The following is a 14,106-nucleotide window of genomic DNA, read 5'->3' as shown; positions in this document are numbered from 1 at the left end:
TACTCTTTATTCTTTTGTTCTAACATCTCTGTTAAAACGGCTGTCAATTCAATATGTCTACGAACGTAATATTTATTATTCCTTTTTTCGCTTGTCGTTTGTCTCTCAAAGCGGGTGCAAAAGTAGAAATTCTTTTTTTAATTAGCAAGAAATTTTTAAAGTTTTTTGAAACTTTTTTTTCGCCTCATTTCTTTATTATCTCTTACCAATCTATCAAGGAACTTTCCGTGTTTTGCGGGGTGCAAAGGTAAAAAGCATTTTTAATTCTCACAAGCTTTTTTGAATCTTTTTTCGAAAATATTTTTTCAACTCAAATTCGTTTGCTTGTCACTATTTAAAAGAACGCCTGTCGCTATTGCGGGTGCAAAACTACAACCTTTATTTACATTTACAAGGGGGGTTATTATATTTTTTCCATCTTTTTTTTAAACTTTTTCTTAACTTACTCATAACATTAAACTTAGATTTTTAAGTTTTTTATCATTTTTTAAGAATTTTCCGTAGTAGTTGCATTTGTATCAATCCTGTTAGTTTCAAATATCACGATTTTATGGTTTTCTCATCGCAATAAATTCTTTTATAAGAACTCTGCAAAATCACTTCTTTCCTTTTTTTAGATCACAAAAGCTCCTTTTCACTATATTAAAGAAAAACTTCTTTGAAAAACCGATGCCATAGCCCCGATAGAAACGAAAATCCTTTTGCTTTTTACTTTAAAAAGCAAAAAATTGCAGTCTATAGCGGGAATAAGCTCCTGATTATTACAAATCCCTTGAATGATTCTTCTACTATATACTATATATACAAAAACAAAACCCGACAAGTTTCAAAAAACTGTCGGGGTTTATATCCTACTATGTATTGGTTTTATTTTTTAACTGGGAATTTCCAATCGAATTCGTCTTTGTCATTAATGATGGCTCCAATTTCGAATTTCACAACTTCATCAAATTCGGTTTGAAGAATAAACCAATTGTCTTCGTTGAAATAATTTTCGAAAGTATCAAAAGTTTCCTGGTTGTATTTTGTAATTCCTTTCGTTGCCAAATCTTTTTTTACATCTGCAATTTTTCTTCCTATAAGTTTAAAGCCAAAAACTTCTAAATCATTACTGGAAGCAACTACATATCCTAATTTAAAATCTTCTTCCTGGTAAAATGTTAATCTAATTTTTTGTGCATTGTAAACAAAAATGACATTATCGTCTTCATCTTTGTAATTCTTATCAGGTTTTCCTAAAGCTGCTGTTACATCATTTTGCTTCATACCGAAAAGCAATTTATCAATTCCTGATTTTAGATTTATTTTCATATTTCGTTATTAATTTTAAAAATGTAAATTTCGTGAAGTTTTTTATAAACTCTTCATTTTTTGTTTTAGTTTTTCTTTGACTTCTTCAAACCATTCGTTTCTAAGAATACTTAAGACGATAGAATCACGGCGAATTCCATTTTCTATGGTTGGCATATGACTTCGCAAAACGCCTTCTACTTTGCAGCCAATACTTTTCATGGCAGCAATACTTCTCTTATTATTATTATCAGCACGGAATTCTACTCTTTCTATTTCGAGAGTTTCAAATGCAAATTGAAGCAGTAAAAATTTACAATGTTTGTTAAGTCCGGTTCCCCTAAATGCAGAACCATACCAGGTATATCCTAATTGCAGGGTTTTGTATTCGAGATTTATATCGTAAAAACGGGTTGAACCTGCGTATTTTTGAGATTTTTTATCGAATATTATAAATGGAAATTCTTTTTTAACCTCTCTTTCTTTTACAGCTAATTGAATATAATTGATCAAATTTTCTTTTCCGTCTGCACCTACTAAGGAATATTTCCAGGTTTCGGGCTCGTTGATTGAAATTTCAAGTAAGTTATCAACGTCTGATTTCTGCAAAGGACGCAAAAGAACCAAATCGTCTTCTAAAATAATGTTATCTGAAAAATTGAAATTATATTCTGGATTCATAATTAACCTTTTATGGATACAATCAACGGATTAAAATCCGTTGCTACAAAATAAGTCATTCCTACGGAATTTTGTAATATTTTGTTGATAGCTTTTCTAAATTCACAAAATCTTAAAAATTACTCACTCATTTCGTCGTAGCGTTCGGGAACTTGTGGGTCATACAAAGGGCATTTGAATTCTTCGAGTAATTCTACTAACTTATTCATGGTTTTGCCTTCAGTTCCGTAGCAGTCTATTTTAATGCTTTGTGGTGTAGTTATTATTTGAAAAGCACCTTTTCCTGTTTTGTTTTTCCAACTGTTTTCATCTACTTTTTCCCATTGTGAGAATACAGAATCAATTCGGTTCAGGATTACCTGTACAGGAAGAATTTCCAGACCATCGACTTGTTGATTTTCAATTAAAGCTTCATAAACTTCCTGATTGTTCAGGTAAATTTCGTTTAAATATCTCCAAAAAAGCAGTTCATACATAACGAGGTGGTGTTTTAGCCCCGATAGCAGCGGCATCCTTTTGTGGCGGGGTTCGCCACAAAAGATACAGCGAATAGCGGGATTAGCTCCTGAAAAAGCTAATTTTTATATATTTTAAAAATTTCATCCAGAGCAGAATCGAAGGTTTTAAGGAATAAAGAGCTTCGATTCTGCTCAGCCTGACAAATTATATATTAATATTCAAATGTACCGTATTCACTGGTAATTGTAAGTTTTTTTGAATCTGCAGCTTCAACTCTACCAACAATTTGTGCATCTACATTGAATGATTTTGAAATCGTGATAATATCCTGAGCAATATTCTCTGGAACATAGATTTCCATACGGTGACCGCAGTTGAAAACCTGATACATTTCTTTCCAATCTGTTTTTGATTGTTCCTGAATTAATTTGAACAACGGTGGAACCGGAAATAGATTGTCTTTTATAATGTGTAAATTCTGAACGAAATGTAAAATTTTAGTCTGTGCTCCTCCACTGCAATGCACCATTCCGTGAATATCGTTTGGTGTATACGTGTCTAAAATTTTCTTGATAATTGGTGCGTATGTTCTGGTTGGAGAAAGTACTAATTGACCTGCATTTATTGGACTATTTTCAACTTCATCGGTTAAATTTACCTGACCTGAATAAATTAATTCTTCCGGAACGGCTGCATCAAAACTTTCTGGATATTTTTTAGCTAAATATTTTCCGAAAACATCGTGACGTGCAGATGTTAATCCGTTGCTTCCCATTCCGCCGTTGTAACTTTTCTCATAAGTTGCCTGACCAAAAGAAGCTAAACCTACAATTACATCTCCTGCTTTAATATTTGCATTATCTACTACATCGCTGCGTTTCATGCGTGCGGTTACGGTAGAATCTACAATTATGGTACGAACTACATCCCCAACATCGGCAGTTTCTCCACCTGTTGAATGAATGGTTACGCCGAAAGATTTTAATTCGTTGATTAATTCTTCTGTTCCGTTGATGATTGCTGAGATAACTTCGGCAGGAATCAAATTTTTATTTCTTCCAATTGTAGATGAAAGCAGGATATTGTCTGTTGCCCCGACACATAATAAATCGTCAATATTCATGATTAAGGCGTCCTGAGCAATTCCTTTCCAAACAGAAATATCACCGGTTTCTTTCCAGTACATATATGCCAAAGACGATTTTGTACCTGCTCCGTCAGCGTGCATTATTAAACAATATTGTTCGTCCTGAGTCAAATAATCAGGGACAATTTTGCAGAATGCTTGCGGAAATAAACCTTTATCAATATTTTTTATGGCGTTGTGCACGTCTTCTTTTGATGCTGAAACACCTCTTTGTGCGTACCTTTTGCTGGAATCTGAACTCATGAAACTTAGTTTGTGTTGAATGTGGTGCAAAGATAATCCCTTTTTTTAATTCTGCGGTTAATTCGAAAAGCGGATTTAATAAAAAAACGTAAACCTATATATTATTACCACTCAATTTCTTTATTTTCTTTTGATTTCAGAAAAGCATTTGTCTGGCTAAAATGTTTATTACCAAACCAAAAACCTCTGTTTGCACTTAATGGTGAAGGGTGTCCTGATTTTAAAATATGATGTTTTGTAGCATCAATCAAAGCCACTTTCTTTTGTGCGAAACCTCCCCAAAGCAGGAAAACAACATTTTCTTTTTCGGCAGAAATTTGTTTGATGACAGCATCGGTAAATTTTTCCCAGCCTTTTCCCTGATGGCTTCCGGCTTCGGATTGACGAACTGTTAAGGTTGCATTTAAAAGAAAAACGCCCTGGTCAGCCCAGCGTTCTAAATTTCCTGTTGTTGGAATTGGTTTGTTTAAATCGGTTTCGATTTCTTTAAAAATATTTTGCAGTGAAGGCGGAAACGGAATTCTGTCATTTACAGAGAAACACAATCCATTTGCCTGATTTGGTCCGTGATAAGGATCCTGACCTATAATAACGACTTTTACCTGATCAAAATGACAATGGTCGAAAGCTGAAAAGATCTGACTTCCTTTTGGATAACATACCTTAGTTGCATATTCAGATTTTACGAAAGAAATTAATTCGCTGAAATATGGTTTTTCAAATTCTTCATTCAAAACCGGCTTCCAGGAATCGTGTATTTTTATGTCCATATTTTTTTTTAAGCGAATTTCGGTATTATTTTATTTAATTCATATCTACAGTGAATAAAATAAGGGTATAAAATTTACAATATGCTATGCTACTATTTTTTGTACTTTTGCCTTGACTTTCTTAAAGAAATTAAATGATTAGTATTACCGAAAAAACATTACAAGACTTACAATTTCCAACAGTACTCGAAACCATTTCATCAGGTTGCAATACCGATATTGGAAAAGAAAAAGCTTTACAAATAACACCATTTAGAGATAAAGAAACTTTGATGCAGGCTTTGATGCAGACATCAGAATATGTTTCGTCTTTTGAGAATAATAACGCTATTCCGAATCATGGATTTGACGCTATAACACACGAAATTAAGTTTCTGGCAATTGAGGACAGTTTTCTGGAAGTAGGCAGTTTCAGAAAAATTGCGACACTTTCGTCGACAACGAATTTTTTATTGAATTTCCTTAAAAAATTTGATGATTATTATCCCAATTTAAATGCAAGAGCTTCGAGAGTTGAATATACCAAAGATATTGTTACGCTAATTGATGCTATTGTCGATAAATATGGAGAAATAAAAGACAACGCCTCTCCTTCGCTTTTGAGCATTCGTCAGAATATGAATATTGTGCGCGGTAAAGTGAATCAAAGTTTTGGAGTTGCTCTTACGCACAATAACAGCCTTGGTTATTTAGACGATATTAAAGAAAGTTTTGTACAAAATCGTAGGGTTCTAGCCGTTCTAGCCATGTATCGCCGTAAAGTAAAAGGTTCTATTTTAGGAAGTTCCAAAACGGGAAGCATTGCCTATATTGAACCTGAAGCAACGTTGCAATATTCCAGAGAATTGGCTAATCTTGAGTACGAAGAAAAAGAGGAAATTACCCGGATTTTAAAACAATTATCGAATGCTATTCGACCATTTTTACCATTATTAATTGAATATCAGGAATTTTTAAGTGATATTGATGTCGTTGCCGGGAAAGCTAAATATGCTAATCGAATCAATGGAATTCTTCCGACAATCACCGAAGAGAGAAGATTGTTTTTTAGGGAGGCCTATCACCCGATTTTGTATTTAAATAATAAACAAAAGAATGAAATCACGCATCCACAGACTATTGAATTAAAGCAAGAAAATAGGATTATCGTCATTTCGGGACCCAATGCAGGTGGAAAAACTATTTCGCTTAAAACAGTGGGTTTATTACAATTAATGCTACAATCGGGTATGTTAATTCCTGTTCATGAAAGAAGCGAAACTTTCTTGTTTGACCGGATTTTAACGGATATTGGAGATAATCAGTCTATCGAAAATCACCTGAGTACTTATAGTTACCGATTAAAAAACATGAATTATTTCCTTAAAAAGTGTAATAAGAAAACTATGTTTTTGATTGATGAATTCGGGACTGGTTCTGATCCTGAATTGGGTGGTGCTTTGGCGGAGATTTTTCTCGAAGAGTTTTATCATCGTGAAGCTTTTGGAATTATCACGACCCACTATTCAAATTTAAAGATTTTAGCAAATGAATTGCCCTACGCAACCAATGCCAATATGATGTTTGATGAAAAGTCACTGGAGCCGATGTACAAACTGGCTTTAGGTCAGGCCGGAAGTTCGTTTACTTTTGAAGTGGCCTTGAAAAATGGTATCCCGTTTGGATTGATTAATCGTGCCAAAAAGAAAATAGAGGTTGGAAAAGTTCGTTTTGACAAGACTATTGCAACGCTACAAAAAGAGAGGTCAAAACTGGAAAAAACTTCCCTGAATTTAAAAGAAGAGGAAACCCGGGCGCGTGAAGAAAGCAAAAAGATGGAAAACATCAATGTAAAAATCAAACAAAAACTGGAAAGCTATCAGGAATTGTATGACAGTAACCAAAAAACAATTTACATTGGACAAAAAATTGAGGACATCTCTGAGAAATATTTCAATAATAAAAACAAAAAAGAACTAATTGGAGAATTCTTAAAAATTGTGGAAATTGAAAATTCCAAACGCAAAAAAGCAACACCTAAAGAAACAAAAGCGATAATCGAAAAGAAAAAAGAAGTTGTTGCTGAAGTTGCTTTACAAGTGGAAGAGATTCGAAAAGAGAAAAAAGAAAAGAAACTTAAACCTGTTATTGAAAAACCAAAGCCAATTTTGAAAGTGGGTGACCGAGTAAGAATGCTGGACGGAAGATCTGTTGGAAGTATAGATTCAATTGAGAAAAATAAAGCAACGGTGAATTATGGGATTTTTACTTCGAAGGTTAATCTGGATGAGTTGGAGTTGGTTGAAGCTGTGAAGAAGTAATTTTAAAATATGCAAAACCTACCTCACGATAAAAAAATAATCCTTTTTGACGGTGTCTGCAACTTGTGTGATTCTGCTGTACAATACATTATCAAGCACGACAATAAAGATATTTTCAGGTTTGTAGCTTTGCAATCTGATTCAGGAAAAGAGATTTGTAATTATATTGGTGTTGATCAAACTAAAATCGACAGTATTATTTTATACAATCCTAATATTGCTTACTATTACAAATCTTCGGCAATTATTAAAATTGCTAAAGAATTAGGCGGAATCTACAGTTTAATTTCAATTTTTAAAATTTTACCAGAAAAAAATCGAAATTACATTTACGATTATATTGCTAAAAACCGTTATAAATGGTATGGTAAAAAAGGAAGCTGTATGATTCCGACACCGGAATTGAAGGCTAAGTTTTTGTAAACTAATTTTCTTATAAAACCTGATTTCGTAGCCCTGATAGTAGCGGCATCCTTTTGTGCCGGTGTTCGGCATAAAAGATATAGCGGATAGCAGGAAACAGCTTCAAATAAAAAGCCTCAAATTGCAATTGAATTTGAGGCTTTCAATTTATTAGAATTAATTATTATCTAATCAATTTTCTGTATTTCAAACGTTTTGGAGTTAAGTCACCGCCAAGACGTTTCTTTTTGTTTTCTTCGTAATCAGAGAAGCTTCCTTCGAAGAAATAAACTTCAGAATCTCCCTCAAAAGCTAGGATATGTGTACAAATTCTATCTAAGAACCATCTGTCATGAGAAATAATTACGGCACAACCTGCAAAATTCTCTAAACCTTCTTCAAGAGCTCGAAGGGTGTTTACGTCAAGGTCGTTCGTTGGCTCATCCAGTAACAATACATTTCCTTCTTCTTTTAATGTCATAGCCAGGTGTAAACGGTTACGCTCACCACCTGACAACATTGATACTTTTTTGTTTTGCTCTCCACCACCAAAATTGAAACGGGACAAATATGCTCTTGAGTTAACCTGCTTTCCTCCCATCATAATCAATTCCTGACCATCTGCAAAGTTTTCCCAAATCGATTTGTTTGGATCAATATTAGAGTGTGACTGATCTACGTAAGCGATTTTTACAGTTTCACCAACAGAAAATTCCCCGCTATCCGTAGCCTGCTCGCCCATAATCATTTTAAAAATGGTAGATTTACCAGCACCGTTTGGTCCGATGATCCCAACAATTCCGGCTTGTGGCAAAGTGAAGTTCAGGTTATCATACAATAACTTATCTCCAAAGGCTTTGGCAACATTTTTAGCTTCAATAACATTTGTCCCTAAACGCGGACCGTTAGGGATATAGATTTCAAGATTTTCATCCAGTTGTTTTTGGTCTTCATTTAATAATTTATCGTAATTCTGCAAACGCGCTTTTTGTTTCGTCTGACGGCCTTTAGCTCCCTGACGAACCCATTCAAGCTCACGCTCCAAAGTTTTTCTGCGCTTAGAAGCTACTTTTTCTTCCTGAGCCATACGGTTTGATTTTTGGTCTAACCAGGAAGAATAATTTCCTTTCCACGGAATACCTTCTCCTCTGTCCAGTTCTAAGATCCAGCCAGCTACGTTATCAAGAAAATAACGGTCGTGCGTTACCGCAATTACAGTTCCTGAATATTGCGCTAAATGTTGTTCTAACCAAAGAACTGACTCGGCATCAAGGTGGTTGGTAGGCTCATCAAGAAGCAAAACATCCGGCTGCTGTAATAACAAACGGCATAAAGCTACACGACGACGCTCACCTCCGGAAAGGTTTTTAATTGGTGTATCGCCTTCAGGAGTTCGCAACGCATCCATTGCGATTTCCAATTTGGTATCGATTTCCCAGGCACCTAACGCATCAATTTTATCTTGTAAAGCAGCCTGACGATCCATTAATTTATCCATTTTATCCGGATCTGAATAGTTTTCTTCAAGACCAAATAAATCATTAATTTGATTGTATTCTTCTAAAACTGCCATAGTTTCTGCCGCTCCTTCACGAACAATTTCTATAACTGTTTTAGAATCATCCAAAATGGGTTCCTGCTCTAAATAACCTACAGTATAACCCGGTTGAAAAACAACATCACCCTGATAATTTTTATCTACTCCTGCAATAATTTTTAAAAGAGAAGATTTTCCAGAACCGTTAAGTCCCAGAATACCAATTTTGGCTCCGTAAAAGAAACTTAAGTAAATATTTTTAAGTACAGGTTTGTCTGCTCCCTGATAGGTTTTACTCAATTTCTGCATTGAGAAAATTACTTTCTTATCGTCTGACATATTATTGTTTATTGTTTTTAGTTTATTATTTATTGTTAAATTACTTAAATTTAAGTCCCTTGATTTCACAATTTCTTAAATAATTCATCATTGCTCCTATTTTGTTTTTTTCAATTTCAGTCATTTCATTTAATTTCAAATGTTGTTCTTCTGAAATCAATTTTTTATCAAAAGCTCTGTAAGATTGTGACTTTACTTCTCCAGCTGAACCTTTTGCTATACTTAAAAATTGTATAAATTCTCTATTTCCATTTCTTTCAAAACCTATTGCAATATTATCCATTACAGATCCTGAACTCCTATCTATTTGATCTTTTAGTGAATAATTTGTTTTTAAAGTTGTTGTTTGAATTAATAACTCAACATATTGACATAATTCTCTTGCTTTCTGCCAAATTTCTAAATCTTCAAATTTATCTATCCTCGCCATAACAACAAACTATAAACAACAAACCTAAACCCTACCTTTTAAGGCATTAAAAACCCATGCATTAGCAAGAAATCCAACACCAACAGCTCCAAATCCCCAGCCAGAAACATCACTGTACCTGAATACGCCAAGACCTATAAGCAAGAGTCCCATTAGTACCATTATAAAAGTAGCCCATCCTAAAACGGTATTTTTATTCATTCCCATAATTGTGTGATTATATTTATGTAGTATTTTTTTTGGAATGGCAAATATCGTGAATTTTCACGTTTTAATTAAATATTTTATAAAGCATTTCTTTTAACAGATCTGATTGGGGTAAAGCATTCGCACCGACACCTTTACTTTTTACATCAACATCTCTTAATGTTGCCACAATTTGACTAACTTTTCGCATTGGATAATTTTTAATAGCCAGATCATATTCTTTTAAAAAATAAGGATTTACACCAATCGCAGCTGCCACATTTTTAGGATTTTTGTCCTTCAGCCCATGGTATTTTAAAAGCTGTACAAAAAAGCCAAAAATCAACCCTGTTGTCATTACCAGAGGATATTCTTTTGGATTTTGTGCAAAATTCTCTGCGATTTTATAAGCTTTTAACTGATTGCGCTCACCAATTGCTTTTCTAAGCTCAAAAACATTATAATCTTTACTAAAACCAATATTTTCTTCTATATGATCTGCCGTAATCATAGTTCCCTGAGGTAAAATAATTTTTAGTTTTTCCAGCTCGTTATTGATTTTACTTAAATCTGTTCCTAAAAACTCTACCAGCATTGCGTTCGCTTTTGGTTCGATGGTATATTTTTTTCCGGCCAAAACTCGTTTTATCCAATCGCCAACCTGATTTTCGTATAATTTTTTACTTTCGTAAACTATACCATTCTGAGCCAATAATTTCGTTACTTTTTTACGTTTATCTAGTGTTTTATATTTATAGCAAAAAACCAAAACCGTTGTTGTCATGGGATTATTGACATAAGATTCTATTTTATCAATAGTCCTAGACAAATCTTGTGCTTCTTTTACAATAACCACCTGACGGTCTGCCATCATAGGGTACCGCTTTGCCGTTGCAACAATATCCTCTACAGAAACATCTCTTCCGTATAAAACCGTTTGGTTAAATCCTTTTTCCTCTTCCGAAAGGACATTCTGTTCAATATATTCGGATAATTTATCAATATAATAAGGTTCTTCACCCATTAAAAAATAAATTGGCTTTATATTTCCCGCTTTTATATCGTTAACAATTTTTACAACTTCGTCCATTCAAATTCTTTTGTTTCAGGATTCAAGTTTCAGGCTGGCTTCAATAACTTGAAACTTTAAACTTGAAACCTTAAACTATTTTAATATTTTTGCTTTATGCAGCGATTAAATTTCCCAGTCTATCATTTTCGATTCAAAAATAGCGAAAATAAAGTGTCTATTTTTGATGAAATCAGAAAAAAATTTATAATTCTTACCCCCGAAGAATGGGTTCGTCAGCATGTTGTTCATTATTTAATGAATGAGAAAAAATACCCCCGATCGCTCATAAACGTAGAGAAAGTTTTAACTGTCAACGGGTTGCGAAAACGCTATGATGTTGTCGTTTTTAATCCGGATGGTTCTATACATATATTGGTAGAATGCAAAGCTCCCGAAGTTAAGATATCTCAATCAACATTTGATCAGATTGCACGTTATAACATGACAATGCAGGCACGGTTTTTGAAAGTCACAAACGGTCTGAATCATTATTATTGTCAGATGGATTTTGAAAACGAGAAATATGAGTTTTTGAAATCGTTACCAGATTACAAAGAAGTTTATTAAATTATAAAAAAAATACTTTTGGATAAAATTGCAGTTGTCATTTTAAATTGGAATGGAATAAAATTATTAGAACAATTTTTGCCATCAGTGATTCAATTTTCTCAAGGAGCTACAATATATGTAGCAGATAATGCTTCTACAGATGATTCTATCCGATTTGTTCAAAACAATTTTCCTGCTATCAAAATCATAAAAAACAGTGGAAATCATGGTTTTGCAAAAGGCTACAATGATGCCTTAAAGGACGTAAATGCCGAAATTTATGCCTTAGTCAATTCGGATATTGAAGTAACAGAAAATTGGTTAAAACCTATTTTAAAAAACTTTGACATTGAAAATAAAACAGCTATTATTCAGCCTAAAATTCTTGATTTTAAAAATAAAGAATATTTTGAATATGCCGGAGCTGCTGGCGGTTTTATTGATAAATATGGGTATCCTTTTTGTCGTGGCAGAATTTTTGACACTATCGAAAAAGACAATGGCCAATATGATGACAACTGCGAGATATTCTGGGCGTCAGGTGCTTGTTTTTTTATAAGGAAACGAGTTTATGATGAATTAGGAGGATTTGATGAATCTTTTTTTGCACATCAGGAAGAGATTGATTTATGCTGGCGTGCTTTAAACGCAGGACATACTATTAAATACAATTCAGATTCCGTTGTTTATCATGTTGGAGGTGCGACACTTCAACAAGGGAATCCAAAAAAAACGTATTTGAATTTTCGAAATTCATTACTGATGATGGTCAAAAACCTACCTAAAAAAGGCTTGTTTTTTATCATTTTCTTCAGAATGATACTTGACGGAATTGCAGGAATAAGATTTTTAACACAAGGAAAAATTAAGCACACACTTGCAATTTTGCATGCTCATTTTTCATTTTACTCTTTGTCAATGATTTATCTAAAAAAGAGAGGGAATTTTCAAATACAAAAATACTACACTATAAAAAGTGTCGTTTTCATATATTATATAAAGAAATTGGTTTTTTTTAAAGAAATCTTTAACAGAAATCAAAATATTAAAAACTAAATTTGTAAAACAACGTATAATTAAATTTAACATTTATGAGAAAAATAGTAATTGCGCTATCCGTACTAATGGCCTTAACTTCGTGTGTTTCTAAAAAGAAATATGCTGAATTAGAAGCTAAAAACAAAGAGACTCAGGATTTATTAAATTCTTGTACTGTCAAATTAAATGCCTGTCTGGAAGAAAAAGCCGGTCTGGCTGCTACTGCTGCTAGTTATAAAGAGCACAATCAGGATTTAATAAACAGCTCAAAAGATTTAACTGTATTAACTACAAAAGGAGCTGAAAATCTTGAAAAATCTTTAGAAAGTTTAAAAGAAAAAGATTTAAAAATATCCAGACTTCAGGATGCTTTAACGAAGAAAGACAGTGTTACTTTGGCTTTAGTTACAAGTCTAAAAGGTGCTGTTGGAATCAATGATCCGGATATTGAAATCAACGTTGAAAAAGGGGTTGTATTTATCTCTATCGCAGACAAATTATTATTTAAAAGTGGCAGCTATGAAGTTACTGATGCTGCAAAAGGTGTTTTAGCTAAAGTTGCAAAAGTAGTTAATGATAAACCGGATTTTGAATGTATGGTTGAAGGGCATACAGATAATGTTCCTTACAGAAGCAACGGAGTTTTACTTGATAACTGGGATTTGAGTGTAAAACGCTCAACATCAATCGTTAGAGTCTTAACAAATGATCTAGGAGTTAATCCTGCCAAATTAATTGCTGCAGGTAGAAGTTCATATGTTCCGTTAGTAGCAAACGATACTCCGGAAAACAAAGGAAAAAACAGAAGAACGCGCATTGTTGTGATGCCAAAAATCGATCAGTTCTATGATATGATCGAAAAAGAAATGAAAAAACAGGCAAAATAATTTATCGTTAATACTGATGTTACAGAAAAAGCAGGTCTAATGACCTGCTTTTTTAGTATCCGGAAGGATAAACTTTTTTAATTAACTAAATTTAACAAAGAATAAAGTTAGTAATATTTTTTGTTTGAACGCCTCTTTGTTTAAGTTTTTTTTTACAAAATATCAACATCACCCTTGCCTTCTCTGATAATTACCGGCTCATGTTCTGAAAGATCTATAATTGTTGAACCTACATTGTCACCATAACCACCATCTATAACTAAATCAACCAAATTTTGCCATTTCTCAAAGATTAATTCCGGATCGGTCGTATATTCAATCACATCATCTTCATCACGAATAGAAGTTGAAACTACAGGGTTTCCCAATTGTCTCACGATTTCAAGAATAATATTATTATCCGGAACACGTATTCCGACAGTTGTTTTCTTTTTAAACTCTTTAGGAAGATTATTATTACCTGGTAAAATAAATGTATAGGGCCCGGGCAACGCTCTTTTTAAAATTTTAAAAGTAGCCGTATCTATCTGACGAACATAATCTGACAGATTACTAAGATCATGACAGATAAAAGAGAAATTTGCTTTTTCTAATTTAACTCCTTTAATTTTTGCAATTTTTTCCAAAGCCCGCGAATTAGTAATATCACAACCTAATCCGTAAACGGTATCGGTTGGGTAAATTACCAATCCACCATTCTGAAGAACTTTTACCACTTTTGCAAGTGCAGCTTCACTTGGTTTATCGGGATATATTTTTATAAATTCGGCCATTTT

The 14,106-nt window shown here is 33.4% G+C and carries 15 protein-coding genes; 5 read left to right on the top strand and 10 right to left on the bottom strand.

Annotated elements, in window-relative coordinates:
* Positions 1-867: 867 nt before the first annotated feature.
* The 5 genes from DMB65_RS11400 to DMB65_RS11380 form a co-directional block, all read right to left on the bottom strand.
* On the bottom strand, positions 868-1,311 hold the full coding sequence (locus DMB65_RS11400; protein ID WP_110306771.1) for a hypothetical protein: 444 nt from the start codon (positions 1,309-1,311) through the stop codon (positions 868-870).
* Between the two features lie 42 nt (positions 1,312-1,353).
* Complete coding sequence (locus tag DMB65_RS11395; protein WP_110306770.1) at positions 1,354-1,971, bottom strand: GNAT family N-acetyltransferase; 618 nt, start codon at positions 1,969-1,971, stop codon at positions 1,354-1,356.
* 119 nt (positions 1,972-2,090) lie between these two features.
* Positions 2,091-2,447, bottom strand: a complete 357-nt coding sequence (locus DMB65_RS11390; RefSeq protein ID WP_110306779.1) for a hypothetical protein — start codon at positions 2,445-2,447, stop codon at positions 2,091-2,093.
* A gap of 194 nt (positions 2,448-2,641) precedes the next feature.
* Complete coding sequence (locus tag DMB65_RS11385) at positions 2,642-3,820, bottom strand: AIR synthase related protein (RefSeq protein WP_110306769.1); 1,179 nt, start codon at positions 3,818-3,820, stop codon at positions 2,642-2,644.
* Between the two features lie 104 nt (positions 3,821-3,924).
* Positions 3,925-4,590 carry a uracil-DNA glycosylase gene (locus tag DMB65_RS11380; RefSeq protein WP_110306768.1) on the bottom strand — a complete coding sequence of 222 codons (666 nt, stop codon included), beginning with the start codon at positions 4,588-4,590 and terminating at the stop codon, positions 3,925-3,927.
* Between the two features lie 134 nt (positions 4,591-4,724).
* Between DMB65_RS11380 and DMB65_RS11375 the strand changes: the two genes are divergently transcribed.
* Together DMB65_RS11375 and DMB65_RS11370 are read left to right on the top strand one after the other, a co-directional pair.
* Entirely contained in the window at positions 4,725-6,890 is a 2,166-nt protein-coding gene (locus DMB65_RS11375) for an endonuclease MutS2 (RefSeq protein ID WP_110306767.1), read from the top strand.
* Positions 6,891-6,899: 9 nt separating this feature from the next.
* Positions 6,900-7,313 (top strand): thiol-disulfide oxidoreductase DCC family protein, encoded by a 414-nt coding sequence (locus DMB65_RS11370; protein ID WP_110306766.1) that lies wholly within the window; start codon positions 6,900-6,902, stop codon positions 7,311-7,313.
* A gap of 163 nt (positions 7,314-7,476) precedes the next feature.
* Here the strand turns inward: DMB65_RS11370 and ettA are convergent, their stop codons facing one another.
* From ettA to holA, 4 genes are all read right to left on the bottom strand, one after another.
* Positions 7,477-9,168, bottom strand: a complete 1,692-nt coding sequence (ettA, locus tag DMB65_RS11365; protein ID WP_057119783.1) for an energy-dependent translational throttle protein EttA — start codon at positions 9,166-9,168, stop codon at positions 7,477-7,479.
* Positions 9,169-9,208: 40 nt separating this feature from the next.
* On the bottom strand, positions 9,209-9,598 hold the full coding sequence (locus DMB65_RS11360; protein ID WP_110306765.1) for a four helix bundle protein: 390 nt from the start codon (positions 9,596-9,598) through the stop codon (positions 9,209-9,211).
* 24 nt (positions 9,599-9,622) lie between these two features.
* On the bottom strand, positions 9,623-9,805 hold the full coding sequence (locus tag DMB65_RS11355) for a CAL67264 family membrane protein (protein ID WP_110306764.1): 183 nt from the start codon (positions 9,803-9,805) through the stop codon (positions 9,623-9,625).
* Between the two features lie 64 nt (positions 9,806-9,869).
* Complete coding sequence (gene holA / locus DMB65_RS11350) at positions 9,870-10,874, bottom strand: DNA polymerase III subunit delta (protein WP_110306763.1); 1,005 nt, start codon at positions 10,872-10,874, stop codon at positions 9,870-9,872.
* 96 nt (positions 10,875-10,970) lie between these two features.
* On the opposite strand from holA, the gene DMB65_RS11345 reads away from it, so the two are divergent.
* The 3 genes from DMB65_RS11345 to DMB65_RS11335 are packed head-to-tail and all read left to right on the top strand — an operon-like array spanning position 10,971 to position 13,330.
* Entirely contained in the window at positions 10,971-11,423 is a 453-nt protein-coding gene (locus tag DMB65_RS11345; protein ID WP_110306762.1) for a type I restriction enzyme HsdR N-terminal domain-containing protein, read from the top strand.
* An 18-nt stretch (positions 11,424-11,441) separates the two neighbouring features.
* Positions 11,442-12,461 (top strand): glycosyltransferase family 2 protein, encoded by a 1,020-nt coding sequence (locus DMB65_RS11340; protein WP_110306761.1) that lies wholly within the window; start codon positions 11,442-11,444, stop codon positions 12,459-12,461.
* Between the two features lie 35 nt (positions 12,462-12,496).
* On the top strand, positions 12,497-13,330 hold the full coding sequence (locus tag DMB65_RS11335) for an OmpA/MotB family protein (protein ID WP_031454675.1): 834 nt from the start codon (positions 12,497-12,499) through the stop codon (positions 13,328-13,330).
* 152 nt (positions 13,331-13,482) lie between these two features.
* Here the strand turns inward: DMB65_RS11335 and DMB65_RS11330 are convergent, their stop codons facing one another.
* Positions 13,483-14,103, bottom strand: coding sequence for an L-threonylcarbamoyladenylate synthase (locus DMB65_RS11330; protein ID WP_110306760.1), 621 nt, complete (start codon positions 14,101-14,103; stop codon positions 13,483-13,485).
* Positions 14,104-14,106: the final 3 nt, after the last annotated feature.

Origin of the sequence: Flavobacterium cheongpyeongense, from assembly GCF_003202435.1 — a bacterium.
Lineage (GTDB): Bacteria > Bacteroidota > Bacteroidia > Flavobacteriales > Flavobacteriaceae > Flavobacterium > Flavobacterium cheongpyeongense.
Note: the sequence above shows the minus strand (reverse complement) of the source record. Positions and strands in the feature narration are given on the sequence as shown.

What these genes read in the sequence shown, in the direction of transcription:
- DMB65_RS11400 (WP_110306771.1), bottom strand. Translation starts at nt 1,311, where the DNA reads ATGAAAATAAATCTAAAATCAGGAATTGATAAATTGCTTTTCGGTATG.
- DMB65_RS11395 (WP_110306770.1), bottom strand. Translation starts at nt 1,971, where the DNA reads ATGAATCCAGAATATAATTTCAATTTTTCAGATAACATTATTTTAGAA.
- DMB65_RS11390 (WP_110306779.1), bottom strand. Translation starts at nt 2,447, where the DNA reads ATGTATGAACTGCTTTTTTGGAGATATTTAAACGAAATTTACCTGAAC.
- DMB65_RS11385 (WP_110306769.1), bottom strand. Translation starts at nt 3,820, where the DNA reads ATGAGTTCAGATTCCAGCAAAAGGTACGCACAAAGAGGTGTTTCAGCA.
- DMB65_RS11380 (WP_110306768.1), bottom strand. Translation starts at nt 4,590, where the DNA reads ATGGACATAAAAATACACGATTCCTGGAAGCCGGTTTTGAATGAAGAA.
- DMB65_RS11375 (WP_110306767.1), top strand. Translation starts at nt 4,725, where the DNA reads ATGATTAGTATTACCGAAAAAACATTACAAGACTTACAATTTCCAACA.
- DMB65_RS11370 (WP_110306766.1), top strand. Translation starts at nt 6,900, where the DNA reads ATGCAAAACCTACCTCACGATAAAAAAATAATCCTTTTTGACGGTGTC.
- ettA (WP_057119783.1), bottom strand. Translation starts at nt 9,168, where the DNA reads ATGTCAGACGATAAGAAAGTAATTTTCTCAATGCAGAAATTGAGTAAA.
- DMB65_RS11360 (WP_110306765.1), bottom strand. Translation starts at nt 9,598, where the DNA reads ATGGCGAGGATAGATAAATTTGAAGATTTAGAAATTTGGCAGAAAGCA.
- DMB65_RS11355 (WP_110306764.1), bottom strand. Translation starts at nt 9,805, where the DNA reads ATGGGAATGAATAAAAATACCGTTTTAGGATGGGCTACTTTTATAATG.
- holA (WP_110306763.1), bottom strand. Translation starts at nt 10,874, where the DNA reads ATGGACGAAGTTGTAAAAATTGTTAACGATATAAAAGCGGGAAATATA.
- DMB65_RS11345 (WP_110306762.1), top strand. Translation starts at nt 10,971, where the DNA reads ATGCAGCGATTAAATTTCCCAGTCTATCATTTTCGATTCAAAAATAGC.
- DMB65_RS11335 (WP_031454675.1), top strand. Translation starts at nt 12,497, where the DNA reads ATGAGAAAAATAGTAATTGCGCTATCCGTACTAATGGCCTTAACTTCG.
- DMB65_RS11330 (WP_110306760.1), bottom strand. Translation starts at nt 14,103, where the DNA reads ATGGCCGAATTTATAAAAATATATCCCGATAAACCAAGTGAAGCTGCA.